The organism is Oryzihumus leptocrescens (assembly GCF_006716205.1).
GTDB classification, from domain to species: domain Bacteria; phylum Actinomycetota; class Actinomycetes; order Actinomycetales; family Dermatophilaceae; genus Oryzihumus; species Oryzihumus leptocrescens.
Genome location: NZ_VFOQ01000001.1, coordinates 2,940,933 through 2,965,800, shown reverse-complemented (window position 1 = coordinate 2,965,800; position 24,868 = coordinate 2,940,933). Strand labels below are relative to the sequence as shown.

Annotated in this window: 22 protein-coding genes and 1 pseudogene; 12 read left to right on the top strand and 11 right to left on the bottom strand. The window is 73.3% G+C overall.

The features are described from left to right. The first annotated feature begins 177 nt into the window (after positions 1 to 177). Both FB474_RS13875 and FB474_RS13865 read left to right on the top strand, forming a co-directional pair. On the top strand, positions 178 to 2,172 hold the full coding sequence (locus tag FB474_RS13875) for a glycoside hydrolase family 3 protein (protein ID WP_141789186.1): 1,995 nt from the start codon (positions 178 to 180) through the stop codon (positions 2,170 to 2,172). After that, positions 2,169 to 3,707: a glycoside hydrolase family 30 protein gene (locus FB474_RS13865; protein ID WP_221632536.1), complete on the top strand. Its 1,539-nt coding sequence runs from the start codon at positions 2,169 to 2,171 to the stop codon at positions 3,705 to 3,707. Before FB474_RS13875 ends, FB474_RS13865 begins: the two co-directional genes overlap by 4 nt. Here the strand turns inward: FB474_RS13865 and FB474_RS13860 are convergent, their stop codons facing one another. Further along, the gene (locus FB474_RS13860; protein ID WP_141789185.1) at positions 3,708 to 4,259 is read right to left on the bottom strand and encodes a hypothetical protein; all 552 of its coding nucleotides are present in this window, start codon (positions 4,257 to 4,259) and stop codon (positions 3,708 to 3,710) included. Between the two features lie 8 nt (positions 4,260 to 4,267). Further along, on the bottom strand, positions 4,268 to 5,005 hold the full coding sequence (gene lepB, locus FB474_RS13855) for a signal peptidase I (RefSeq protein ID WP_141789184.1): 738 nt from the start codon (positions 5,003 to 5,005) through the stop codon (positions 4,268 to 4,270). Positions 5,006 to 5,189: 184 nt separating this feature from the next. On the opposite strand from lepB, the gene FB474_RS13850 reads away from it, so the two are divergent. Both FB474_RS13850 and FB474_RS13845 read left to right on the top strand, forming a co-directional pair. Beyond that, positions 5,190 to 6,506, top strand: a complete 1,317-nt coding sequence (locus FB474_RS13850) for a ferredoxin reductase family protein (protein ID WP_141789183.1) — start codon at positions 5,190 to 5,192, stop codon at positions 6,504 to 6,506. Between the two features lie 41 nt (positions 6,507 to 6,547). Then, a complete protein-coding gene (locus FB474_RS13845; protein ID WP_141789182.1) occupies positions 6,548 to 7,075 on the top strand; it encodes a hypothetical protein in 528 nt (175 codons plus the stop codon). Here the strand turns inward: FB474_RS13845 and FB474_RS13840 are convergent. Both FB474_RS13840 and FB474_RS13835 read right to left on the bottom strand, forming a co-directional pair. Beyond that, complete coding sequence (locus tag FB474_RS13840) at positions 7,056 to 10,031, bottom strand: EAL domain-containing protein (RefSeq protein WP_141789181.1); 2,976 nt, start codon at positions 10,029 to 10,031, stop codon at positions 7,056 to 7,058. The genes FB474_RS13845 and FB474_RS13840 overlap by 20 nt on opposite strands. Positions 10,032 to 10,219: 188 nt before the next feature. Then, positions 10,220 to 10,897, bottom strand: a complete 678-nt coding sequence (locus FB474_RS13835) for a hypothetical protein (RefSeq protein WP_141789180.1) — start codon at positions 10,895 to 10,897, stop codon at positions 10,220 to 10,222. 269 nt (positions 10,898 to 11,166) lie between these two features. Here FB474_RS13835 and FB474_RS13830 point away from each other — a divergent pair, with 269 nt between their 5' ends. Next, the gene (locus FB474_RS13830) at positions 11,167 to 12,753 is read left to right on the top strand and encodes a response regulator (RefSeq protein ID WP_185746168.1); all 1,587 of its coding nucleotides are present in this window, start codon (positions 11,167 to 11,169) and stop codon (positions 12,751 to 12,753) included. Positions 12,754 to 12,807: 54 nt separating this feature from the next. Here FB474_RS13830 and FB474_RS13825 read toward each other — a convergent pair whose 3' ends face one another. Continuing rightward, on the bottom strand, positions 12,808 to 13,032 hold the full coding sequence (locus tag FB474_RS13825; RefSeq protein WP_141789178.1) for a hypothetical protein: 225 nt from the start codon (positions 13,030 to 13,032) through the stop codon (positions 12,808 to 12,810). Positions 13,033 to 13,167: 135 nt separating this feature from the next. Between FB474_RS13825 and FB474_RS13820 the strand changes: the two genes are divergently transcribed. Together FB474_RS13820 and FB474_RS13815 are read left to right on the top strand one after the other, a co-directional pair. Beyond that, positions 13,168 to 14,454 carry a M16 family metallopeptidase gene (locus tag FB474_RS13820; protein WP_141789177.1) on the top strand — a complete coding sequence of 429 codons (1,287 nt, stop codon included), beginning with the start codon at positions 13,168 to 13,170 and terminating at the stop codon, positions 14,452 to 14,454. Then, positions 14,451 to 15,803: a M16 family metallopeptidase gene (locus FB474_RS13815; RefSeq protein WP_141789176.1), complete on the top strand. Its 1,353-nt coding sequence runs from the start codon at positions 14,451 to 14,453 to the stop codon at positions 15,801 to 15,803. The genes FB474_RS13820 and FB474_RS13815 overlap by 4 nt, the downstream gene beginning before the upstream one ends. A 73-nt stretch (positions 15,804 to 15,876) precedes the next feature. Here FB474_RS13815 and gabT read toward each other — a convergent pair whose 3' ends face one another. Next, positions 15,877 to 17,220 carry a 4-aminobutyrate--2-oxoglutarate transaminase gene (gabT, locus tag FB474_RS13810; protein ID WP_246092184.1) on the bottom strand — a complete coding sequence of 448 codons (1,344 nt, stop codon included), beginning with the start codon at positions 17,218 to 17,220 and terminating at the stop codon, positions 15,877 to 15,879. A 140-nt stretch (positions 17,221 to 17,360) separates the two neighbouring features. Further along, entirely contained in the window at positions 17,361 to 18,140 is a 780-nt protein-coding gene (gene hisN, locus FB474_RS13805) for a histidinol-phosphatase (RefSeq protein ID WP_141789174.1), read from the bottom strand. 171 nt (positions 18,141 to 18,311) lie between these two features. Between hisN and FB474_RS21495 the strand changes: the two are divergent. Beyond that, a pseudogene (locus FB474_RS21495) lies at positions 18,312 to 18,725 on the top strand (DUF2231 domain-containing protein); the annotation flags it as partial. A gap of 148 nt (positions 18,726 to 18,873) precedes the next feature. On the opposite strand, the gene rsgA reads toward FB474_RS21495, so the two are convergent. From rsgA to FB474_RS13790, 3 genes are read right to left on the bottom strand one after another with little or no spacing between them, the layout of a single operon-like run. Continuing rightward, positions 18,874 to 19,932, bottom strand: a complete 1,059-nt coding sequence (rsgA, locus tag FB474_RS13800; RefSeq protein ID WP_425465308.1) for a ribosome small subunit-dependent GTPase A — start codon at positions 19,930 to 19,932, stop codon at positions 18,874 to 18,876. Beyond that, entirely contained in the window at positions 19,929 to 21,290 is a 1,362-nt protein-coding gene (gene aroA, locus FB474_RS13795; RefSeq protein ID WP_141789173.1) for a 3-phosphoshikimate 1-carboxyvinyltransferase, read from the bottom strand. The genes rsgA and aroA overlap by 4 nt, the downstream gene beginning before the upstream one ends. 23 nt (positions 21,291 to 21,313) lie before the next feature. After that, on the bottom strand, positions 21,314 to 21,856 hold the full coding sequence (locus FB474_RS13790) for a DoxX family protein (protein ID WP_141789172.1): 543 nt from the start codon (positions 21,854 to 21,856) through the stop codon (positions 21,314 to 21,316). 87 nt (positions 21,857 to 21,943) lie between these two features. Between FB474_RS13790 and FB474_RS13785 the strand changes: the two genes are divergently transcribed. The 4 genes from FB474_RS13785 to rsrA all read left to right on the top strand — a co-directional run bounded on the left by FB474_RS13785 (position 21,944) and on the right by rsrA (position 24,521). Further along, positions 21,944 to 22,798, top strand: a complete 855-nt coding sequence (locus FB474_RS13785) for an SOS response-associated peptidase (protein WP_141789171.1) — start codon at positions 21,944 to 21,946, stop codon at positions 22,796 to 22,798. Continuing rightward, positions 22,795 to 23,436 (top strand): alpha/beta hydrolase family protein, encoded by a 642-nt coding sequence (locus FB474_RS13780; RefSeq protein WP_141789170.1) that lies wholly within the window; start codon positions 22,795 to 22,797, stop codon positions 23,434 to 23,436. Before FB474_RS13785 ends, FB474_RS13780 begins: the two co-directional genes overlap by 4 nt. A 180-nt stretch (positions 23,437 to 23,616) precedes the next feature. Continuing rightward, positions 23,617 to 24,258 carry a sigma-70 family RNA polymerase sigma factor gene (locus FB474_RS13775; RefSeq protein WP_141789169.1) on the top strand — a complete coding sequence of 214 codons (642 nt, stop codon included), beginning with the start codon at positions 23,617 to 23,619 and terminating at the stop codon, positions 24,256 to 24,258. After that, the gene (gene rsrA, locus FB474_RS13770) at positions 24,255 to 24,521 is read left to right on the top strand and encodes a mycothiol system anti-sigma-R factor (protein WP_141789168.1); all 267 of its coding nucleotides are present in this window, start codon (positions 24,255 to 24,257) and stop codon (positions 24,519 to 24,521) included. Before FB474_RS13775 ends, rsrA begins: the two co-directional genes overlap by 4 nt. An 82-nt stretch (positions 24,522 to 24,603) precedes the next feature. On the opposite strand, the gene FB474_RS21490 is transcribed toward rsrA, so the two are convergent. Next, a complete protein-coding gene (locus FB474_RS21490) occupies positions 24,604 to 24,678 on the bottom strand; it encodes a 50S ribosomal protein bL37 (protein ID WP_369791897.1) in 75 nt (24 codons plus the stop codon). Positions 24,679 to 24,868: the final 190 nt, after the last annotated feature.

Genomic DNA, 24,868 nt, shown 5'->3' with positions numbered 1-24,868 from the left:
CGCTGCAGGCCCGGTGTGCCGCGCGGGCCGGCCGCGCGGCATACCGATGGTGACCGGGGCTTTGCCAACTCCTGACGCGCCCGTCGTTGAAACCGGGGCAAAGGGTTCATACCGTTCCGAAAGGCGTGAAAGCGCTTTCGACGCAGGGCCCGTCCGGGGCCCGGGACAGGGGACCCCATGTCAGGACGACGACCGGTGCGCACCTCCCTGCGCGCCACGACGGTGGTGCTCGCCGTGGCCGCGAGCGCGCTCTCCCTCACCGCGGTCGGCACTGCGTCACCGGCCACGGCCCAGCCGGCGGGCGGGACCTCGCACCCCCTCCCTTACGAGGACTCCCGCCTGCCGGTGCCGCGGCGCGTGGCTGACCTGCTCTCGCGGATGACGCTGGAGGAGAAGGTCGGGCAGATGACCCAGACCGAGCGCTACCAGGTGGCCGACGACACCTCGCCGATCACGACGTGGCACCTCGGCAGCATCCTGTCCGGCGGCGGGTCGACCCCCACCCCGAACACCCCGACCGCGTGGGCGGACATGGTCGACCGGTTCCAGCGCGCGGCGCTCGCGACCCGGCTGCACATCCCGCTGCTCTACGGCATCGACTCGGTGCACGGTGACGGCAACATGCTCGGCGCGACGGTCTTCCCCCACAACATCGGGCTGGGCGCCACCCGGGACCCGGCGCTGGTCCGCGAGGTCGAGCACGTCACCGCCTCCGAGACCCGCTCCAGCGGACCGCAGTGGGCGTTCGCACCCTGCCTGTGCGCCGCTCGGGACGACCGGTGGGGACGTACCTACGAGTCGTTCGGCGAGGACCCCCGCCTGGTCGAGCAGATGGAGACCGCGATCGACGGGCTGCAGGGCCCGCCCGGCCACCTCGGCGACCGGGACCGGGTGCTGGCTACGGTCAAGCACTACGCGGGTGACGGCGACACGCGGTACGGCACCGGCAGCGGGGACTACCCGATCGACCAGGGCGTCGCGGTCACCGACCGGAAGTCGTTCTGGCGCAACGCCCTCCAGCAGTACGTCCCGGCCGTGCGGCAGCACCACGCCGGCAGCGTCATGCCCTCCTACTCCAGCGTCGACTGGACCGAGGACGGGGTGGGCAACCCGGTCAAGATGCACGGTAACCGCGAGCTGCTGACCGGGGTGCTCAAGGGCGCGATGGGCTTCCACGGTGTCGTCATCAGCGACTGGGAGGGCATCCACCAGCTGCCCGGGGACTGGCCCACCCAGGTGCGCACCGGCGTCAACGCCGGCATCGACATGATGATGGAGCCCAACGCCTACCAGAGCTTCGAGACCACCCTGCTCGACGAGGTCCACGCCGGGCGGGTGCCGACCAGCCGCATCGACGACGCGGTCTCCCGGATCCTCACCGCCAAGTTCGAGCTCGGCCTGTTCGAGCACCCGTTCACCGACCGTACCGACCTGCCCGACATCGGCGGCCCGGCCCACCGCGCCGTGGCCCGGCGGGCGGTGGCCGAGTCGCAGGTGCTGCTCGCGAACCACCACCGCACCCTGCCGGTGCGCCCCGGCGCCCACCTCTACGTCGCGGGCAGCAACGCCGACGACATCGGCAACCAGGCCGGCGGCTGGACGATGACCTGGCAGGGCGGCTCGGGCGCCACGATCCCGGGCACCACGATCCTCGACGGCCTGCGACAGGGCGCCGGCGCGGGCAACGTCACGTGGAGCCAGGACGCCTCGGCGCCGGTCGGTCCCGACGACGTGGGCGTGGTCGTCGTGGGGGAGACGCCGTACGCCGAGGGCTTCGGTGACGTCGGCGGGCCCCGCTGGGCCTACGACCCCGGCGACCACGGGGTGCCCCGACCGGTGAAGGACATGCAGCTCTCCGGCGCCGACAAGGCCGCCGTCGACCGGGTCTGCTCCGCCGCCGCGTCGTGCGTCGTGGTCGTGGTGTCCGGCCGCCCGCTGGTCCTCGACCCGCAGCAGCTCGGCGAGGCCGACGCCGTCGTCGCCGCGTGGCTGCCCGGCAGCGAGGGCGAGGGCGTGGCCGACACCCTGCTCGGCCGGCGCCCCTTCACCGGGAAGCTCCCGGTCAGCTGGCCGCGCACGGTCGCCCAGGAGCCGGTCAAGGGCGGCGACCCGCACGACGACCCGCTCTTCCCGTTCGGCTTCGGCCTCACCACCGCCCGGAGGACCTCGTGAGCGCGTTCCGCCTCGCCGTTGCCGCCACCGCGGTCGCCGCCACCGCGGTCGCCGCCACCAGCCTGCTGGGCCTGCCCACCGCCCAGGCCGGGCTCGACCACAGCGGCGGCACCGGTCCCCGTGAGGCGCAGGTGTGGGTCACCACTCCCGACCGCGCCGAGCTGATGCACCAGCGGGCCCCGGTCGCCTTCACCGACGCCACACCGGACGGCGTCACCCTCGACGTCGACCCGAGTGCGCGGATGCAGCGGATGGACGGGTTCGGCGCCTCGATCACCGACTCCTCGGCCGCGGTGCTCACCGGTCTCGCGCCGGCTCGCCGCGAGGCCGCGATGCGCAGCCTGTTCGACCCCCGCGAGGGCATCGGCATCAGCTTCCTGCGCCAGCCGGTCGGCTCCTCGGACTTCACCGCCGCCGCGGAGCACTGGACCTACGACGACGTGCCGGCCGGCCAGACCGACTTCGGGCTGCGGCACTTCTCGATCGCCCGTGACGAGCGCCAGGTGCTGCCGCTGCTGCGCCGGGCCCGCGCGCTCAACCCGCACCTGACCGTGATGGCGACCCCGTGGAGCCCGCCCGCGTGGATGAAGACCACGGGCAGCCTCGTGGGCGGGCGGCTCAAGGACGACCCCCGCTACTACCGGGCCTACGCGGAGTACCTCGTGCGCTTCGTCCGGGCGTATGCCGCCGCGGGCGTGCCGGTCGACTACCTGACCGTGCAGAACGAGCCGCAGAACCGCACCCCCAGCGGCTACCCCGGCACCGACATGGCGGTCCACCAGGAGGTCAAGGTCATCGAGGCCCTCGGCCCGATGCTGCGCCGGGCCAGCCCGCGGACGAAGATCCTGGCCTATGACCACAACTGGGCCACCCACCCCGACGACATCGCGCACACCCCGCCGGACGAGAGCCCCGAGACCGACTACCCCTACGAGGTGCTCGCGAGCCCGGCCGCCCGCTGGGTGGCCGGCACGGCATACCACTGCTATGCGGGCGACCCGAGCGCGATGACGACGATGCACGAGGCGCACCCCGACAAGGGCGTGTGGTTCACCGAGTGCTCCGGCTCCCACGGCCCGAGCGACCCGCCGGCGCAGGTCTTCCGGGACACGCTGACCTGGCACGCCCGCACCATCACCATCGGCACGACCCGCAACTGGGCGAAGTCGGTGGTGACGTGGAACATCGCGCTCGACCCGAGCGGCGGGCCGCACCTGGGCGGCTGCGGCACCTGCTCGGGCCTGCTCACGGTGGCGCCGGACGGGGCGGTGACGACGAACGCGGAGTACTACACGATCGGTCACCTCAGCCGGTTCGTGCGGCCGGGGGCGGTGCGGGTCGGGAGCACCTCCTACGGCTCGACCGACTGGAACGGGCAGGTCATGGACGTCGCCTTCCGCAACCCGGACGGCTCGACCGCCCTGGTCGTGCACAACGAGAACGACGACCCGCGCCCGTTCGCGGTGCGCGTCGGCGGCCGCAGCTTCTCCTACACCCTGCCCGGGGGAGCGCTGGCGACGTTCACCTGGCGCTGACTACAGCGCCGGAGCGAGCACCGGCCGCCACCACGCGGGGGGACCCGCGGTGGGGAAGTCGAGGGCGACGTCCCGGGTCACGTCGGGCAGGACGTGGTAGCCCACGGACCCCGGCACGCTGACCAGGGCGAGCAACCGCCACAGCGTCCGGGCGTAGTCCTCGGCCGGCCCGGCCCCGTCCCACTCGTAGACGCCCCGGTAGCGGCCGTGGCCGTCGTGCGCCAGCCAGAGCTTGGTGGCGAACCCCGGGAAGCCGATGAACACGGGCGTGGTCAGCTCGCTCGCCGGCCGCACGACGGCGTGGCCGTGTCCGCGCACGAGCCGCAGCCGGAACCCCACCACGAGCACGGTGGGCTGGGACGGCGCAGGACGTTCGAGGCGGGTCTCCCGGTAGACCACGGCCGAGGTGCCGTCGGCGAAGTGCAGGCGCCGCCCGGTGAGGTCGCGCGGCTGGTGGACCCGGCGCCGTGCGACCAGACCGGCTCCTCGTGTGGTGCCCCGCCAGAGCGCGGCCGCAGCCGCCTCGACGGCCAGGGGTCCCTGCAGGGTCATGGCGGCGGTCAGTCGGGTCGGGCGAGGGAGGCCTGGTCGAACGTGGGCGGCGCGTCGATCGTGCCGCTGCGCCGCAGCGGCCAGACGATCGCGAACGCCTTGCCGACGACGTCGGCCTCGGCGATGAAGGGCCCGCCCGGGTCGTTGAGGTGGCTGCGGCTGTCCGCCGAGTCGTCGCGGTTGTCGCCCATCACCCACAGGTGGTCGTCCGGCACTGTGACCGCGAAGTCCGTGGCGCTCGCACGGACGCCCGGCGGAAGGTAGGGCTCGAGCAGGCGCACACCGTTGACGTAGAGGACGCCGCCGCGGGCCTCCACCCGGTCACCGTCGAGGCCGATGACCCGCTTGACGAGGTTCTCCCCGCTCTCGTCCGGGGCGAGACCGGCCAGCTCCATCCACTCCACCACCGGGGCCGAGGCGTCGCTCGGGTGCGGCAGCCAGCCCTTGCTGTCGCGGAAGACGATCACGTCGCCGCGATGGATGGCATCGGTCCGGACCGCCATCCTGTCGACCAGCACGCGGTCGCCGTCACAGGCGCTGCAGCCGTGCAGGGTGGGCTCCATCGACGACGTCGGGATGAAGAAGCCTTGTACCAGGAAGACGTGCGTGACAACGAAGACGACCAGCAGCACCACCATCGACGCGACCAGGCGGCGCGGACCCCACGTGTCGCGCCGGTCACGCGTGTGGGGCTCGGGCTGGGAGGCGTCGGCCAGCCCCTCCCTCTCGGGCGACTGCACAGCCACGGGACCACCATGCCACCAAACCCCTCGGCAGGACGAGGGTTGACATTGGCGTCCCCGTCGCTCCCGCGGGTTTGAGTCCCCGGCAGCAGGTGGCTATCGTCGTCGGTTCAGTGGCCGGCCCCCGGGCGGGTCACTGGCAGGGGTACGGGGGGAAGTCCTGTCCGCGACCCTTGGAAGTCGAGCGATGCGAAGCATGATCCGCCAGGCCTGGGCGGTCGCCTACTTCGCCGTGGTGCTCATTCCCCTCGGCCTGGCCCTCGGCAGCGACCGCCCCGCAGGGGCCAACGCGGCATACGAGGTCTCCCTGGCCTCCGGGCTGGTCGCGCTCTCCCTCCTCGTCGTCACCTGGGTGCTGCCCAAGCGGGTGCGTGCCCTGTCCAACGGGCTGGGCATCGACGTGGTGATGAGGGTGCACCGGTTGGTGGGGATCACCACCCTCGGCTTCGTGCTGACCCACGTGGTCGCGGTCATGATGATCCGTCCGGGAAACCTGGCCCTCCTCGACGTCCGGGTGGCTCCCGGCCGGGCCAGGGCCGCGTTCGTCGCCACGCTGGCGATGCTCCTGCTCGTGGTGCTGGCGCTGCTGCGCCGCTGGATCGGTCCCCGCTACGAGGCGTGGCGTGGCGTGCACGTCGTGCTGGGCACGACCGTCCTGGTCGGCTCCAGCCTGCACGTGCTGCTGCTCAAGCACCTGGTCCTCACACCGCTGTTCTCCAAGTGGTTCGCCTTCCTCGCGGCGGTGGTCCTCTTCGTCACGCTGCGCCGCTGGGTCTGGCGCCCCATGCGGGCCCTGCTCCACCCCTACCTCGTCAGCGAGGTGCGGCGTGAGAGCCCCACGGTCTCGACCGTGGTGCTCGAGGCGTGGGGGCACCGCGGGCTGTCCCGGTTCCAGCCCGGGCAGTTCGCCTACGTGCGCTTCGGCGCGACGCCGTTCGGGTTCGAGGAGCACCCGTTCACGATCGCCTCCCCGCCGCGGCGCCGGGGCGAGCTGGAGTTCACGGTCAAGGACCTGGGCGACTACTCCTCCTCGGCCGGTGACCTGGCGGTGGGGGACCGGGTGTGGGTCGACGGACCTCACGGCGCGTTCACCCCGGTCGAGCACGCCGACCGTGGGCTGGTCATGGTCGCCGCGGGCGTCGGGATCACACCGATGATGAGCGTGCTGCGCCACCTCGCCAGCGTCGCCGACGAGCGCGAGCACTGGCTGTTCGTCGCAGCGCCGAGTGAGCAGGAGCTGCTCTTCCGCGAGGAGCTGGCCGCCATGACCCGGCGGATCCGGCTGCGCGTCGTCGAGGTCGTCACCCGCCCGCAGGAGGGATGGCATGGCCCGACCGGGCGCATCGACGTGGACCTGCTCGACCGCCACCTGCCCGAGAACCACCACGACTTCGACTACTACCTGTGCGGTCCGCCCCAGATGGCCCGGGACGTGACCGACGCCCTCTCCGAGCTGGGGGTCGACTCCCGGCAGGTCCACGACGAGACGTTCGACGCCGTCTGAGCACTACGCCGCCTCCCGAGTCACCTCCGGAAAGGAACTCCGTGCGCTTCAGCCCCACCAACTTCACCCATGTGTCCAGCGCCGTCTTCGGCGTCGCCGTGGTCGGCTACGCCGCCGTCCGCGTCGGCACGTATGTCGCGCCCCACCTGCCGTTGCAGGAGCAGTCCACCGGGCCGTCGCACGCGGCGACCTCCGCCGCACCCCGCGACCTGCAGAGCGTGTCCCGCCAGAGCACCCGGACGGCCCTGCCGTCGACCTCGCCCAGCGCCCTGCCGATCACGCAGGTCCCGACGCCGTCGGCGACCGGCCCGTCGGCCTCCGCCACCCCGGGCACGACCGCGCCCACCCCGGGCACCGCGCCCACGAGCGCCTCCTCGCCGACGGCCCCCTCGTCGTCCCCCACCTCGACGTCCGCGACGGGGACGACGTCCCCGCAGCCGACGTCGACGAGGACGCACAAGCCCAAGCCGTCGTCGACGACGGGCACCCCCGCCCCGAGCCCCACGACCACGGGCGGCGGCCTGTCGGTGCCGCTGCCGGGTGTGACGGTCACGGTCGGGCTGCCCTGACGCCCTTCGCCGGGAAGGCCTCGCCGCGGGCGAGCCGTCGCAGCAGGTCCTCGACCGGCTCCGGCTCCCCGACGTGGTGTCCCTGGGCGTGGTCGATGCCCAGGCTCCGCACGACCTGAAGCACCTGCTCGTCCTCGACGTACTCGGCGACCGTCTCCTTGCCGAGCCCGTGGGCCAGGCCGACGATCGAGGCCAGGATCAGCCGGTCGGTGGGGTTCGAGGGCGCGTCGACCACGAAGTCCCCGTCGACCTTGATGAAGTCGAAGACCAGGTGCTTGAGGTACTTGAAGGACCCGAACCCGGCGCCGAAGTCGTCCAGGGCGAAGCGGAAGCCCATGGCCTGCACGTCCCGGCCGAACTGCACCGCCGAGTCGAGGTCGGCGACCGCGACCGTCTCGGTGATCTCGAGCACCAGGCACTGCGGGTCGAACGGCCGCTGGCTGAGGTGTCGCAGCAGGTCGTGGATGACCATCTGGTTGCCGACCGAGTGCCCGGAGAGGTTGACCTGGACCCGGAAGGTGGGGTCGATGTGCTGGGCGTCGCTGAGCACGTCCACCGCCCGGTCCAGGACCCACCGGTCGAGCTGCTGGATGAGCCCCGCGCGTTCTGCAGCGGGGATGAACTGGGCCGGGCTGACCGGCTGGCCGTCCTCGTCGAGCATGCGCACCAACAGCTCGGCACCACTGACCCGGCCGCTGCGCAGGTCGAGGATCGGCTGCGCGTGGAGCACGAAGCGGTCGGTCTCGAGCGCCTCGGAGAGCCGGTCGACCCAGGCGAGCCGGCCGGCGGTGCCGGGGTGCTCGGCGTCCACACCGCCGAAGACGGAGAAGCCGTCGCGCCCCTCCTCCTTGGCGTCGTACATCGCCATGTCGGCGGCGCTGAGCAGCTCGCTGGAGGAGGTATCGGCGTCGGTGACCAGCACGACGCCGATGCTGGTGGTCACGCGCCGGTCGCGGCCGCCGGAGCGCACCCCCACCTGGTCCCGGACCAGCTGCACGAGGTCGCGGGCCAGCGCCGTGGCGCCCTCCCGGTCCGCGTCCGGCAGCAGCAGCGCGAACTCGTCGCCGCCGAGCCGGGCGACCAGGTCGTTGCCGCCGGCCCGCGCCCGCAGGGCGGCACCGGCGGCCATGATGAGCTGGTCGCCGGCGAGGTGACCGAGGGTGTCGTTGATCTGCTTGAAGTGGTCGAGGTCGAGCACCATGAGCGCTCCGGCCGGTCCCGTCCGGCGGCAGCGCTCCATGTGTGCGGTCAGCGCGGCGTCGAACTGCCGGCGGTTGGCCAACCCGGTCAGCGGGTCGTGGTCGGCGAGGTAGCTCAGCTGCTCCTCGTAGCGGTGCCGCTCGGAGATGTCGACGATGTTGAACAGCACCGACTCGGCCACCCCGTCCGGTCCGCGCAGGACGACACCTCCGATGGCGACCCGCACGAGCTGCCCGTCGGGGCGGGGGAGGTACATCTCCAGCTCGAGCCGCCCCGCGGGGCTGTCGAGCAGCACCTGGATGATCCCCTGCGGGGCGTCCGAGTGCGGGGGGCGGAACGTCTCCAGCGGCCGCCCGACCATGTCCTCGCGCGGCGTGCCCAGCATCTGGCACAGGGCCGGGTTGACCTGCTGGACGATGCCGTCGAGGCCCACGAGCGCGACGCCGTAGGGCGCCTCGTCGAAGATCCGCTGGAACAGCTGCCGGGCCCGGCGCTCGGACTCCTCGCGGGCGCGCTCCTCGGTGACGTCCCAGGCGACGACGAGGGCCTCGGGCTCGTCGTCACGCGGGGGAAGCGGGGTCCCGACGATCTGCAGCACCCGGCCGGTGCGCGTGGCCAGGACCTCGACCTGGCCCTCCCGACCGCCCAGGGCTGCGCGCAGGACCGGCTCGATCCGGGCGACGTTCTCGGGTGAGGAGATGTCGGCGAGGGTCAGCCCCTGCGCGTTGGCCACGCCTTGGCGCTGCAGCCCGAGCCCGGTGGCGAGCCGGAACCGCAGGTCCGGCCCGATGACCATCACCGCGGTGTCGGGCAGGTGGTCGAGCAGGGCGCGCCACCGCTGCTCGGACTCGCGCAGGGCGCGCAGCGCCTGCTGCTCGACGGTCACGTCGACCGCAACCCCCATCCACCCCACCAGGGTGCCGGACGCGTCATACATCCCGGTGATGGTGAGTCGCACCGTGGAGCGGTGCCCGTCCCGGCTGACGTAGGTCCACTCGCGGGTGTCGCGGCCTTCCCGCTTGGCCCGGTGGACCACGACCTCGGCCCGGTCGACGCCCTCCTCGAGGGCGATCCGGTCCAGCTCGGCCTGGTCGTGCCACACCTCGGGGGTGCGCAGGCCCACGACCTCCTCGGCCTTCCAGCCGAGCATGCGTTCCGCGCCCTCGTTGAAGAAGGTGATCCGGCCCTCGAGGTCGCTGGCGACGATGGCGTGCTCGGTGGCGGCGCGCAGCACGCCGTCGAGGTGGGTGGAGACCCGTTCCTGTCGGCTGCGCTCCTCGTCGAGGCGGTTGACGACCCGCTGGATCACCGGGCAGATGAGGAAGACGATGAGCGTCCAGACGACGGCCCGGCGCCAGTCGCTCAGCGGGTAGCGGGGGGCTCCGACGAGCACCATCGGCACCACCAGCACGGCCATCGTGGCCGCGCCGGCCAGGACGAGCTGCCGGCGGGTGCCGTAGAGGGCGATCCACAGGGTCGGCAGGGCCAGCAGGGGCACGGTGGGGGTCGCGGAGGCGGTGCCGTCGCGCAGGGCGGCGATGACGAGGAAGAACGCCAGCGGGGGCACGCCGTCGCGCCAGCTCGGCTCCGTGCGCAGCGCGACCCGGACCCCGTAGGCGACGTTCGCCACCAGCAGCCCCAGCACCACCGCCAGGTGCGGGCCGTCGAGGGAGTGCAGCGGGGCGGCCAGCGCAGCGACCCCGACCGTCCCGACGATGACGAACGGGATCATGGCGGTCGGGGGCGGGCGGCGCACGTCCCCGAGTATCGACCCTGACGGGGCGGTGCGTGAGTGGTTTGGCCCGGTATGCCGTGACTCGCCTGTCGTCGACCCCGTCAGCCTGCGGGCGGGCACGCGAGGGGGCGGGTCCCACGGGACCCGCCCCCTCGCGTGCGTGGCCGACGTGCTGACGCCCGTTCGCCGGCCTGCCGGACGCTCCTGCGTCAGCGTCCGGAGCGGTGGTGGTCGCCGTGCCGCGACCCGTGGCGCCCGCGGCGGTCGCGGTGGTCACCGTCGTGACGGTCCCGGCTGTCGTGCGCCGAGGACCAGCTCTTGGTGTTGTGCCAGGCCGCGGAGTGGGCCTGCCCGTCATGGCGTGAGGCCGACCAGTCGGTGGACCGCTTCGGGTCCGCGGCGCGGTCCTTCTTCACGACCATCGCGACCGGTCGGGCTTCGGTGGAGTCTTTGCTGTCCTGGCTGTCCGCCGGGTCCTGGGCCTCGGTCGAGTCGTCGTCGCCCTTCTGCTCGTCGCGGCTGTCCTTCGGGTCCTTCGCGGCTGCCGCGGCGGCGTCCGCGGCCTTCACGGCCTTGATGTCGGACATGACCTTGGTCAGGGCGGCCTGCGCTGCCACCTCGTCACCGGCGCGCATGGCGCTCACCAGCGCGACGATGTCGGTGCGCAGCTGCTGGCGCGCTGCGATCTGGTCCGCGGTGAGGGTGCGGTAGTGCTGCTCGACGTTGCTGCCGACCTCGTGGGTGGCGGCGGACTGCCCGAAGCTGGTCGTGCGCTCGGGTGCCATGGGCCCGGCCATCGCGGATCCAGCACTGCCGATCGCGAAGCTCAGGGCCAGGGCGCCAGAGGCCAGGACGGTGCGGGTGGAGACCTTGCGCGAAGTGTTCATGAGTCCTTCCCATCGTCGTGTTCGGACTGCTCCCGGCTCCCCACCCAACCTAGGGAGGCCCGGGAAGGCGCAGGCGATGGGACGTTCAGGCCTGTGTCAAGGAATGGTCAACGTCCGCCTGCGCGCCGGGGTGCAGCCACCTAGGATGAGACGCCCTGACGCCGTTCCCGCGGCGCCTTGGTGCGAGGAGGGGGCCGCGCGATGAAGGTCGTCCACACCCGTCCCGGCGCGCGATGACCCATTCGGGCCGCTCTGCCTCGGGGGAGGCCGTGCTCGAGCGGGAGATGATCCAGCAGCTCTGGGAGCGCAGCAGGGAACGGCTGCTCGCCCAGGTCGACCGGCTCGAGGAGGCGCTGCACGCCGTCGTCGAGCGCAACCTCGACGCCGAGGCGCAGCGGGCCGCCGAGCGCACCGCGCACCAGATCGCGGGGGCAGCCGGCACGTTCGGATTCCCCCGGGCCACCGAGATCGCGCGCGAGTTCGAGCGGATGTTCGCCGGGCCTGCGGAGGAGCTTCCGTCGCGGGCCCTCACGGCGGCCCGGCACCTGGCCAACCTGCGCCGCGAGCTGGAGGAGCCGGCCAGCTCGCCCGGCCCGGCGGCGCCCACGCGGGCGTCGGGCCGGCTGCTCGTGGCGCACGGCGACCCGGCGCAGGCGCAGGCGATCGCCCGGGAGGCGGAGGGTCGTGGGCTGCGCTGCCGCGTGGCCACCGACGTGACATCGGCGCGGAACGCCGTTCGCCAGGGACGCCTCGACGTCGTCCTCGTCGACGCCGAGGTCACCGGCGAGGACGCGCTCGGCCTGCTCGCGGACGTGGCGTCCCTGTTGCCCGAGGCGCGGGCGCTCGTGCTGGCCCCCGAGCCGCAGTCCCGGGACGCCGAGGAGGTCCGGGCTGCCGGAGCAGGCGGCCTGGTCGCCCGCTCGCTGCCACCGGCGCAGGTGGTCGACGTCGTCGTCGACACGGTGCGACGGCAGCAGCTGTCCCGTCACCGTGTCCTGGCCGTGGACGACGACCCGGTGATCCTGGACGTCCTGACCCACCTGTTCGACCACGCCGGGCTCCCGGTGACGACCGTCGGCGACCCCCTGCAGTTCTGGGACGCGATCGAGGAGACCGCCCCCGACCTGGTGCTGCTCGACCTGGACATGCCGTCGGTGACCGGGTTCGAGCTGTGCCGCCGGCTGCGGGCCGATCCGCGGTTCGAGTCCACCCCGGTGATCGTGCTGACGAGCAGCCACCAGCAGGCTGCCGTCGAGGAGGTGTTCGCCGCCGGCGCCGACGACTACGTCACCAAGCCGGTCGACCCCGCCGAGCTGCTCGCCCGCGTCTCCGGGCGGCTGGAGCGGCTGCGGCAGCAGCGCCTGCTGGCCGAGACCGACCCGCTGACCGGGCTCGCCAACCGGCGCACGTTCATCCGCGAGCTGGCCCGGCTGCGCACCGACGCGGTCCGCTCCGGGGAGCCCCTGTCGGTCGTCCTGCTCGACCTCGACGACTTCGAGGAGATCAACCAGCGTCACGGGCACACCGTCGGGGACGAGGTGCTCGAGCGGCTCGCCGCGCTGTTGCGCCGCAGCTTCCGGGCGGACGACCTCATCGCCCGCTGGGGTGGTCAGGTCATCGCCGTGGCCCTCTACGGCCTCGGCCGCGAGGACGCGGCCGGACGCGTCGTCCGGACCCTGGAGCGTTGCCGGGCCAACCCGTTCACGGGCACGGACGGGCGGTCGGTGCCCGTCACCTTCAGCGCGGGGGTGGCGCAGTTCGGCCCGGACGGCGAGGACCTCGCCAGCGTCTACCGCAACGCCGAGGCGGCGCTGCGCGACGCCCAGGCCCGCGGACGCGACCGCGTCGTCCCCTGACCCGGACCCGGTATGCCGTGTGGCCGGGCCGGCCACACGGCATACCGGGGTGGGTCAGTCGGTGTGGTTGGCCAGAGCGACCAGCACGCCAGCGGTGGCGAAGTACTTGTTGGAGCCGAGGTCACGCACCGTCTTGATGCCGAACGCCTCCTCGAGCTTCTTGGCGTCGGCCTCGGTCACCCCGGCCAGCGCGGACACGGGGGCGCCGAGGATGTCCGCGAGGGACTTGTCCTCCCACGCCTTGTCGAGCGCCTTCGACAGTCCCACGGAAACAGCCATGATCGTCCCTCCGGTCCCACGGTGCATGCGGTGTCGGGACCACGCTCGGGGACGGCGCCGGGTGCGACCACCTGCGGCTGGACTACGTCGTCGGAGGCCGCTCGGGGTCGGGTGGCGATCACCTAGGGTGGGCCCATGCCGCTGGACTACCCGATCGCCGAACGCACGCTGGCCAACGGCCTGCGCGTCGTCGTCAGCGAGGACCACACCGTCCCCAACGTCACGGTCAACCTCTGGGTCAACGTGGGCTCCCGCCACGAGGTCGAGGGCCGCACCGGGTTCGCCCACCTCTTCGAGCACCTGATGTTCCAGGGCTCGCGCAACGTCGCCAGCGGTGAGCACTTCAGCCGGCTGATGGCCGAGGGTGGGCGGCTCAACGCCACGACGTGGTTCGACCGGACCAACTACTTCGAGACCGTGCCCAAGGGGGCCTACGAGCTGGCGCTGTGGATGGAGGCCGACCGGCACGGGCACCTGCTCGACGCGGTCAACCAGGCCAACCTCGACAACCAGCGCGACGTGGTCAAGGAGGAGAAGCGCCAGCGCTACGACAACGTGCCCTACGGCAACGCGCTGATCGACATCTACGCGGCGGTGTTCCCCAAGGGCCACCCCTACCACCACGCCACGATCGGGTCGATGGACGACCTCGACGCCGCCAGCCTGGAGGACGTGCATGCCTTCTTCCGGCGCTACTACGGCCCCAACAACACCGTGCTCACCCTGGTCGGGGACCTCACTGCCGAAGAGGGGTTCGCCGCCGCCGAGCGCTACTTCGGTGACCTGCCGGCCAGCGCCGAGCCGCCGCGCGGTCCGGTCGACGCGCTGGAGCCGCTGACCGAGCCGGTCCGCGACGAGCACGTCGAGGCCGTGCCCAGCGACCGCCTGCACGTCGCCTTCCGGCTGCCCGTGGACGACACCCCCGAGTTCTTCGCCGCCTCGCTGGCCATGGACGTGCTCGGCGGGCTGGCCACGTCCCGGCTGCACCAGCGCCTGGTGCGCCGCGAGCAGGTCGCCCACGCCGTCTGGGCCCACGCGATGGGCTTCGTCGACGGCGTCTCCCTGGGGTTCATCGGTCTCGACGTCGTCGAGGGCCACGAGCCCGACGACGTCGAGCAGGCCGTCTGCGAGGAGCTGGCCAGGCTCGGTGAGCAGGGCCCGACGCCGGTCGAGATGGAGTCCGCCCTGGCCCAGGCCGAACGGGCGTGGCTCTCCGCGCTCGCCAGCCAGGAGGAGCGGGCCGACCACATCAGCCACCGGGCGATGCTCCAGGGCTCCCCGGGCTACATCAACACCTTCCTCGACCGCCTCGGCGAGGTGACCCCCGAGCAGGTGCAGCAGGTCGCGGCGACGTGGCTGCGCCCCGAGTCCCGCGTCGTCGTCGCCTACCTCAAGCAGGACCGCGAAGGAGCCGCCGCATGACCTCCGTGACCGACCGACCGGCCGTCACGCCGCCCCAGCCCTGGGCGTTCCCCGAGGCCTCGCGCAGCGCCCTGGACAACGGCCTGAACCTCGTCACCTACGACGTGCCGGGGCAGTACGTCATCTCGCTGCGCCTGGCGGTCCCGCTGCCGCTGTCGCTGGAGCCGCGCGGCAAGGAGGGCCTGGCGACGATCCTGTCGCGCACGCTCGACGAGGGCACCGAGCAGCACTCGGCCGAGGAGTTCGCCGAGCTGCTCGAGCGCAAGGGCATCGCCCTCGGCGCCGGCACCGGCGAGGCGGGGCTGACCGTCGAGCTGGAGGTGTCCAAGCGGCACCTGTCCGATGCGCTGGACCTGCTCAGCCAGGCCGTCCGCGAGCCGGTGTTCCCCGAGGCCGAGGTCACCCGGCACGTGCGCACCCGGCTGGCCGAGATCGACCAGGAGCACGCCAACCCCACCCAGCGGGCGGCGCTGGAGCTGGTCCGCACCTACTTCGCGCCGGGAGAGCGGGCCGCGCTGCCCAGCGCCGGCACCCGCGAGACGGTCTCGGGCATCACCCGCGAGGACCTCGTCGCCTTCCACGCCGCGCACGTGGCGCCCGGCGGCAGCACCCTCGTGGTCACCGGCGACCTCAGCGGCCTCGACGTGGCCGCGGAGGTGGCGGCCACCCTGGGTGGCTGGTCCGGGCAGGCCGCAGTCACCGAGCCGGTGGCCTCGGCCCGTGCCGCGGACGCCGGCCGCATCGTGTTCGTCGACCGGCCGGGTGCGGTGCAGTCCGAGATCACCATCGCCTGCGCCGGCCCGGACCGCCGCGAGGAAGGCGGCTGGGCGCCGTTTCCGGTGCTCAGCTTCGTCATCGGTGGCTCGCCCAACGCCCGCATCGACGCGGTGCTGCGGGAGGAGAAGGGCTTCACCTACGGCATCCGCTGCGGCTTCCGCCCGCGGCGCAAGGGCGGGCTGTTCCTCACCGGCGGGTCGGTGCGCGCCGACTCCACGGTGGAGGCGCTGGACCTGCTGCTGGGCATCCTCGACGGCGGCCGGGACGGCTTCACCGAGGAGGAGGCCAGGGCCGGCGTCGACTTCATCGGCAAGACCGCACCGGGTCGCTACGCCACCGCCGACGCCGTGGCCGACGAGGCCGCCACGATGGCCCTCGAGGGGCTGACGACCGACTTCACCACGGCCAACCTGCTCGACCTGGCCACGGTGGACGCGGAGCGGATCAGCGAGGCCTACCGCCGCCACGTGCAGCCGGGGCAGTGGACCGTCGTCGTGGTCGGCGACGCCGGCCGCTACGCCGAAGGCGTGCGCGCGCTGGGCCGTGGCGAGGTGAGCGTCGTCCCCAACTGAGGCGACCACACGGCATGCACGGCAACGGCCCGGCCACCCCGCAAGGGTGACCGGGCCGCGTGCGTCACGACGTTCAGGCGGTGGCAGCCAGCAGCACGTCCTCGAGCACCTGCAGGCCCTCGAGCAGCAGCTCCTCGCTGATCACCAGCGGCGGGAGCAGCCGGATGATGTTGCCGAACGTGCCACAGGTCAGGATGACCACGCCCTGCTCGTGGCAGGCCTTGGCGACCCGGGCGGTCAGCTCCGCGTCCGGCTCGGTGGTGCCCGGCTTGACGAACTCCACGGCGAGCATCGCCCCGCGGCCGCGGACGTCGCCGATGGCCGGGACCTTGTCCGCGATCGTGCGCAGCCGCTCGGTGGCCACGGCCTCGATCCGCTTGGCCGCCCCGACCAGGTCCTCGGCACGCATCGTCTCGATCGCGCCGAGCGCGCCGGCGCAGGCCACCGGGTTGCCCCCGTAGGTGCCGCCCAGCCCGCCGCCGTGGACGCTGTCCATCAGCTCGGCGCGGCCGGTCACGGCGGCCAGCGGCAGGCCGCCGGCGATGCCCTTGGCGGTGGTGACCAGGTCGGGCACGACACCCTCGTGGTCGCTGGCGAACCACGCGCCGGTGCGGGCGAACCCGGTCTGCACCTCATCGCAGATGAAGACGATCCCGTTGTCGTTGCACCACTTCTGCAGCGCCGGCAGGAAGCCCGGGGCCGGGACGATGAAGCCGCCCTCGCCCTGGACCGGCTCGATGATCAGCGCCGCGACCTGGTCGGCGCCGACCTGCTTCTCGGCGGCGAGGATCGCCCGGGCGGCGGCCTGCTCGCCGGTCATGCCCTCGGGGTCGCGGAAGGGGTAGGACGTCGGCACCCGGTAGATGTCGGAGGCGAACGGGCCGAAGCCCTTCTTGTAGGGCATCGCCTTGGCGGTCAGGGCCATGGTCAGGTTCGTGCGCCCGTGGTAGGCGTGGTCGACCGCGACGACGGCGTTGCGCCCGGTGGCGTAGCGGGCCACCTTCACGGCGTTCTCGACGGCCTCGGCGCCGGAGTTGAACAGCGCCGACTTCTTGGGGTGGTCGCCCGGGGTCAGCTCGGCGAGGGCCTCGCAGACGGCGACGTACTCCTCGTAGGGGCTGATCATGAAGCAGGTGTGCGTGAAGTCGGCGACCTGCTGCGTGACGCCCTCGACCACGCGCGGCGCGGCGTTGCCGACGCTGGTCACGGCGATGCCGGACCCGAGGTCGATGAGCAGGTTTCCGTCGACGTCCTCGATGACCCCGCCGCCGGCGCGCCGGACGTAGACCGGCAGGGTCGAGCTGACGCCGGCGGACACGACCGCGGACCGGCGCGCAGCCAGCTCCTGGGACTTGGGCCCCGGCAGCGCGGTGCGCAGCTCGCGACGCTGGGGCAGGGTGCTGGTGGTGTCGGACACGGGGGCTCCTGAGGTGCGGGGGATGCTGCTGACCCCATACTCGCCCATCAGCCCCCGCGCGCGGTATGCCGGGCCGCCGCGGCCGTGGCGCGGCCCACCGGACGCAGGCCCCACCTCGCGGGTCCGCGGTGGTGGGGGAGTCAGGCGAGGCGGCGCAGCACCTCGTCGTGCAGCAGCCCGTTGGTGGCGACGGCGTTGCCGCCCCAGGGGCCGTCCTGCCCGTCGAGGGAGGTGAACCGGCCGCCGGCCTCGGTGACGATGGGCACCAGGGCAGCCATGTCGTGCACGGCGAGCTCGGGCTCGGCGGCGATGTCCACGGCGCCCTCGGCCACGAGCATGTAGGACCAGAAGTCGCCGTACGCGCGGGTGCGCCAGCACTGGTCGGTGAGGTCGAGGAACTGCTCGCGCCGGCCGATCTCGCGCCAGCCGGTGAGGCTGGAGTAGGACAGGGACGCGTGGGCCAGGTCGCCGACCCGGGAGACGTGGACGCGCCGGGCCGAGGACAGGCTGCGCCCGGTCCAGGCGCCCGAGCCGGTCGCGGCCCACCAGCGTCGGTTGAGCGCCGGGGCGGAGACGAGGCCCAGCACCGGCTGGCCCTCGTCGACCAGGGAGATGAGGGTGGCCCAGACGGGCACCCCCCGGACGAAGTTCTTGGTGCCGTCGATCGGGTCGATGACCCAGCGGCGGGGCCCGTGCCCGGTCGTCTCGAACTCCTCGCCCTCGACGGCGTCGCGGGGGCGGGTGCGCTTGAGCTGGTGGCGCACCATCTCCTCGGCCGCCCGGTCGGCGTCGGTCACGGGCGTGAGGTCGGGCTTGGACTCGACGACGAGGTCCTCCGCCCGGAAGCGCTCCATGGTCACCCGCTCGACGGCATCGGCAAGCACGTGCGCAAGGCGCAGGTCGTCGTCATAGGTCGGCACGCGGTCACGCTAGCGTCCGGGACCGCCGGCGGCGCGTCAGGCACCCCGGGACCCGGCTGTGAAGCAGGCCCGCGCGCGGTTCGTGGTGACCCGCAACGGGGACTGCGGCCCGGCGTCCTCGCGTAACCTCGTTGAGACGCAGGCAGGGCCCAGGCCGAAGGGGTGAGCGCCATGTTCGACACGGTCCTCGGACTACCCGTCCACTCGCTCGTGGTGCACGCGGTCGTGGTCCTGCTGCCGTTGATGGCGCTGGTCACGATGGTTGTCGCGTTCGTCCCCCGCTGGCGGGCGCGCGTGGCGTGGCTGGTGGTCGCCGCCGACTTCGCCATGGTGCTCGTGACGCTGGTGGCTCGGCAGAGCGGTGAGGCGCTGCAGCGCCGGCTCGGCGGGCAGATCGCGGCCGAGCACGCCGCCATCGGCAGGGACCTCATCTGGTTCGCGCTGGGACTGTTCGCCGCATCGGTCGTCGTGGCCCTCACCCGCGACGCCCGCGGGGGGTCCTCGCGCCTGGCCGCAGCGCTGACGTTCGTGGCCGCGGCGCTGGTGACGTGGTGGACGATCCGCGTCGGGCACACCGGCGCCGACGCCGTGTGGAAGGCATCATCGCCAGCACCAACCGCTGACCTGCGACCGGTCGCCGCCTCGGCGCCCCATGCCACCTGCGCGCCGAGCTGGACCTTCGTGCCCCTTCGGCGCCCGCGAAGGGGCACCAAGGTCCAGCTCGCCGGGGCGGCTACGCCCGCGCGGTGGTGTCGTGCTCGCCGGACTCGGAGCCGCTGCGGGCGCGCAGCAGCCGGCGCAACGACTCCAGGCGTGAGGGCCCTGCCGGGCCGGCCTTGCCCTGGGCCACCCACTCGTCGAGGGCGCACTCCTCCTCGTCGTGCGTGCAGCCGCGCGGGCACTGGTCGGTGCCCGGCTCGAGGTCGGGGAAGTGGTGGATGATCCGCGTGAGGTCGACGTGCGCCAGCCCGAACGAGCGCACGCCGGGGGTGTCGACCACCCAACCGTCGCCGGAGGGCAGCGCCAGGGCCACCGCCGAGGTCGAGGTGTGCCGGCCCCGGCCGGTCACGACGTTGACGACGCCTGTGGCGCGGTCGGTGCCCGGCACGAGGGCGTTGACCAGGGTCGACTTGCCCACGCCGGAGTGCCCGACGAACACGCTCACCCGCCCGGTGAGCTTCTCCCGCAACGGTTCCAGGCCCCCCAGCTGGCCCGTCTCGGCGTCCTGCGACGTCACGACGTAGGGCACCGCCAGCGGGGCGTAGTTGGCCAGGAAGTCCGCCGGGTCGGCCAGGTCGGCCTTGGTCAGCACCAGCAGAGGGTCCAGGCCGGCGGCATAGGCCGCGACGAGGCACCGGTCGATCAGGCGGGGGCGCGGCTCGGGGTTGACCAGCGCTGAGACGACGACCAGCTGGTCGGCGTTGGCGACGATGACCCGCTCCACCGGGTCGCTGTCGTCCGCGGTGCGACGCAGCACCGACGTGCGGTCCTCCACGCGCACGATCCGCGCGAGGGCGTCGGGGGAGCCGGAGGTGTCGCCCACGAGGCCCACGCGGTCACCGACGACGATGCCCTTGCGCCCGAGCTCGCGCGCCTTCATCGCAGTCACCGTGTGCTCCTCGACCAGCACGGTGTAGCGGCCCCGGTCGACGCCCAGCACGAACCCGGGGACGGCGTCGGCGTGGGCCGGACGGTCCTTCGAGCGCGGGCGCGAGCCCCGGCGGTTGGGCCGGATCCGGACGTGGCTCTCGTCGTAGTCCCCGGCCGAGATGCGCCGGGAGCGTGGGCTCACGCGCCACCCGTCATGGTGGGCTGGGCCGTGGCGTCGATCGCCGCGGGGGTCACCTCGAGGCCGATCATCCGCGACCAGCGGTCGGTGAAGCCGGGCAGCGTCTTGTCGGTGGTGGCGACGTTCTCGATGACGACGCCGGGCCCCCGCAGCCCGAGGACCGCGGCGGCCATGGCCATCCGGTGGTCGTCGTAGGTGCGGAACAGCCCGCCGCGCATCGGCTGCGGCACGATGCGCAGGCCGTCCTCGGTCTCGGTGACCGAGCCGCCGAGCGCGTTGATCTCCGTGGCCAGGGCGGCCAGTCGGTCGGTCTCGTGGCCTCGCAGGTGGGCGATGCCGCGCAGCCACGACGGGGAGTCGGCCAGGGCCGCCACCGCCGCGACGACCGGCGCCAGCTCGCCGGCGTCGTGCAGGTCGACGTCGAGCCCGTTGACCGTGCCCGAGCCGGTCACGGTGAGCCCGCTTCGGTCCAGCGTCACGTCCGCGCCCATGGCGTCGAAGATGTCGCGCAGCGCGTCGCCGGCCTGGGTGGTGTGCTGCGGCCAGCCCGGGACGTGCACGGTGCCCCCGGTGACCACGGCGGCCGCGAGGAACGGCCCGGCGTTGGACAGGTCCGGCTCGACCTGGACCTCGAGGGAGTTGATCTCCGAGGGCTCGACCCGCCACGTGTCGGGGTCGTTGTCGTCCACCACCACGCCGGCGTCGCGCAGCACCTCCACGGTCATCCGGATGTGCGGCTCGCTCGGCACCGGCTTGCCGTCGTGGTGGACGGTCACGCCCTGCTCGTATCGCGCGCCGGCCAGCAGCAGCGCCGAGACGAACTGCGAGCTCTCGGAGGCGTCCAGCGTCACCGAGCCACCCGGCATACGGCCGGTGCCGTTGACGGAGAAGGGGAGCCGGCCACGGCCGTCGTCCTCGATCGTGGCCCCGAGGGTGCGCAGGGCGTCGATGACCGGGGCCATCGGCCGCTGCCGGGCGCGGGAGTCGCCGTCGAAGGCCACCGGTCCGGCGGCGAGGGCGGCCACCGGCGGCAGGAACCGCATGACGGTGCCGGCCAGGCCGCAGTCCACGGTCGTCCCACCGGTCAGGGTGGCCGGGGTGACGACCCAGTCCGCCGACTCGGCGTCGTCGCCGGGGAAGTCCTCGACCGTCGCGCCGAGCGAGCGCAGCGCCGCGGCCATCAGCAGGGTGTCGCGCGAGCGCAGCGGGCGGCGCAGCCGCGAGGTGCCGTTGGCCAGCGCGGCGAGGACGAGGAAGCGGTTGGTGAGCGACTTGCTGCCCGGGAGGGCGACGGTCGCGTTGACCGGTCCGGTGACGTGCAGGGAGGGCCAGTCTGCGGGCCGATGGGCGGGGTCGTTCACGGTCTTCCTTCGAGGGGGTGGGGTCAGGTCAGGGCGTCATGGGCCCGGCTCGCGGCGAGCCTGGCCTCCCGCCGCGCGGCGCGGGCCGCGTGGCGGGCCTCGCGCCGGCCGAGCGAGGTCGCCCGGGCGGTGTCCTTCGCGGCGCGCCTGGCCCGCCAGGACAGGCCGGGCTTGCCGGCGGTGTCGACCACGGCGAGCAGCAGCCCGCCGAGCAGGCCGACGTTCTTGACGAAGTGGGTGCGCTGCTGGGCCCGGGCCGCCGGGTCCTCGACGGTCCAGAACGCGTGGCCGGCATACGTGGTCGGCACCAGGCTCCCGGCGAGCACCAGGGCGGCCAGCCGCGGGACCCGGCCCAGCGCGAGCAGGCTGCCGGCAGCCACCTGGGCGGCGCCGTTGGCCCGCACCATCAGCTCGGGGTCGTTGGGCAGGCCGAGCGGCTGCGCGATGGCGTTGACCACCGGCGCGGCCTTCTCGGCCTTGGCCGCGGGGTGGCGCAAGGCGTCCAGGCCACCCTGGATGAACATGGCCGCGAGCATGGGGCGTGCGATCCGGCGAACCACGGTCATCGTCTCTCCTCGTGCTGGTGGTGGCTGAGTCCGTCCGGGTCCACCGTAGTTGCTCGCGCACGCCGCTGCGCTCCTAGGCTGGGCGTCATGTGCGGCAGATACGCGGCGAGCGCGCGACCGGAGGACCTCGTCGAGGAGTTCGAGGTCGAGGAGGACCGCACCGCCGAGCCCGCGCGCAGCGTGCTGGCCCGCCCGCAGGAGCCACCGCCGCGCACGCCGGACTACAACATGGCGCCGACCAAGCAGGCACCCGTCGTGCTCACCCGGGTGCCGCGCCAGGGCACGGACGAGACGTATGCCGAGAAGCCGGCCCCCGTGCGCCAGCTGCGGCTGCTCACGTGGGGGCTGGTCCCCAGCTGGGCCAAGGACGTCAAGGTCGGGCAGCGGATGGCCAACGCCCGCGCGGAGAGCGTGCTGGAGAAGCCCTCCTACGCCCGCGCGGCGAAGGCGCGGCGCTGCCTGGTCCCGGCAGAGGGCTACTACGAGTGGCAGGTCAGCCCGACCGCGACCGACGCCAAGGGCAAGCCCCGCAAGCAGCCGTTCTTCATCCACCGCGCCGATGGGCAGCCGCTGGCGATCGCCGGCCTCTACGAGTTCTGGCGGGACAAGGCGGTCGCCGACCCCGACGACCCCGACGCCTGGCTCACCACGTTCACCGTGATCACCACCGACGCCGACCCCGGCCTGGACCGCATCCACGACCGGCAGCCCCTCATCCTCGAGCGCGAGGACTGGGGCCGCTGGCTGGACCCCACGCTGACCGACGAGGACACGGTCCGCGAGCTGCTGGCGTTCCACCAGCCCGGCCGCCTCGACGCCTACCCGATCAGCACCGCGGTCAACGCCACGCGCAACAACGGCCCGGACCTGCTGCGGCCGGTCGGCCGGGAGCAGCTCGTCGGCGTCGTCGACCCGGTCACCGGAGAGGTCATCGGCGGATGACGGGGGCCCGCGCGAGCGTCCGGGAGGTCGAGACGCCGGTCGGCCCGGCGCGCGTCCACCTCACCCGGGCACCGCACGCCCGGGGCTCGCTGGTCCTCGGCCACGGCGCCGGCGGCGGGGTCGAGGCGCCCGACCTGCTCGCCCTCACCGCGCTCGCCGACGAGGGCTGGGCCGTGGCCCTCGTCGAGCAGCCCTGGCGGGTCGCCGGCCGCCGCGTCGCCGCGCCGCCCGGGCAGCTGGACCAGGCATGGCTGGCGGTGCTGGCGGCGCTCACCCGGGGCCGGGCTGCTCTGCCGCACCCGCTGGTGGTCGGCGGCCGCAGCGCCGGCGCCCGCGTCGCGTGCCGCACGGCCGCCGCGGTCGGGGCCGACGCCGTGCTCGCCCTGGCCTTCCCGCTGCACCCGCCGGGCCGGCCGGAGAAGTCCCGGGCCCAGGAGGCGCTCGAGGTGACCGGCGCGGGGACGCCGCTGCTCGTCATCCAGGGGGAGACCGACCCGTTCGGCGGGCCGGAGGAGGTGCGCGCCGCGCTGGGGGAGGCTCCCGAGGTGGTCCGGGTCGCCGGCGCACACGGGTTCGCCAAGGGCGCGCCCGGGGTGCTCGACGCCGCCCGGGCGTGGCTGGCCGCCCGGCTGGGCTGACCTCGGGGAATGCCCGCCGAGGGCGCCGGTGTTGACCACTGCGACCTCGACGAGAAGGAGACGCCCCTCGTGTTTCTGACCGAGCTGGCCCCCGTGACCGACGGGCCGCAGCTGGGCCTGGGATCAGGCAGCGAGCGCCCGGCCCGGCGCGCAGCGACCCCCGCACTAGGCTGGGGCGCAATGACTGATGACCAGCACACCTCCGCGGCGCGCGCGACGACCCCTCCGGTCGACGTGAGCACCGAGACACCGGAGCAGCGCGCGGCCCGGTTCGAGGCCGAGGCGATGCCGTTCCTGGACCAGCTCTACAGCGCGGCGCTGCGCACCACCCGCAACCCGGCCGACGCCGAGGACCTCGTCCAGGAGACCTTCGCGAAGGCCTACGCGGCCTTCCACCAGTACAAGCCCGGCACCAACCTCAAGGCCTGGCTGTACCGCATCCTCACCAACACCTACATCAACACCTACCGCAAGAAGCAGCGCGAGCCGCTGCAGTCCGACGCCGCCGAGGTCGAGGACTACCAGCTCGCGCGCGCGGAGTCCCACACCTCCAGCGGCCTGCGTTCGGCCGAGACCGAGGCCCTCGACCACCTGCCGGACAGCGACGTCAAGCGCGCCCTGCAGGAGATCCCCGACGAGTTCCGGCTGGCCGTCTACCTTGCCGATGTCGAGGGCTTCGCCTACAAGGAGATCGCAGAGATCATGGACACCCCGATCGGGACGGTCATGTCGCGCCTGCACCGCGGCCGCCGCCAGCTGCGTGAGCTGCTCACCGACTACGCCCTCGAGCGTGGTTTCGTGCGCGAGGAGGCGACGTCATGAGCTGTGGCAACCACCACGACACGGACTGCTCCGAGGTCCTGCTCAAGGTCTATGACTACCTCGACGGCGAGATGGGCCCCGACGACTGCGCCAAGATCAAGCAGCACCTCGAGGAGTGCGGCCCCTGCCTGAAGGAGTACGACCTGGACCACATGCTCAAGGCGCTGGTCCGTCGCTCCTGTGCGTGCGAGCAGGCGCCCACCGAGCTGCGCACCCAGATCATGGCGCGTATCACGACCGTTCGGGTCGAGCTGTCCGACTGACCTGCCAGCCGCCCGGGCGCGGAACGCACGAAGGCCCCCTCACCAGTCGGTGAAGGGGCCTTCGACGTGTGTGCTACGCGGCTCAGGCGTTGGGCTTGCGGCCGTGGTTGGCGGCGTTGCCCTTGCGGGAGCGGCGCTTGCGGGCGCGCTTGCTCATGTCAGCTCCAAATTCGGGTATGGCTAACGCGCCCATCGGGGCGCGTACGGCGCTATTCTCGCACAGCCGGCACATGGGGGTGGACCGGCTTCCGGGCCGGGGGGCTCGACGATCACCAGCCGTCGTGGCAAAATTACGCAAATCGACCTCAATGAGGGCAAATGCGCGTAAGGCCAGGGGTTCTTTCGCC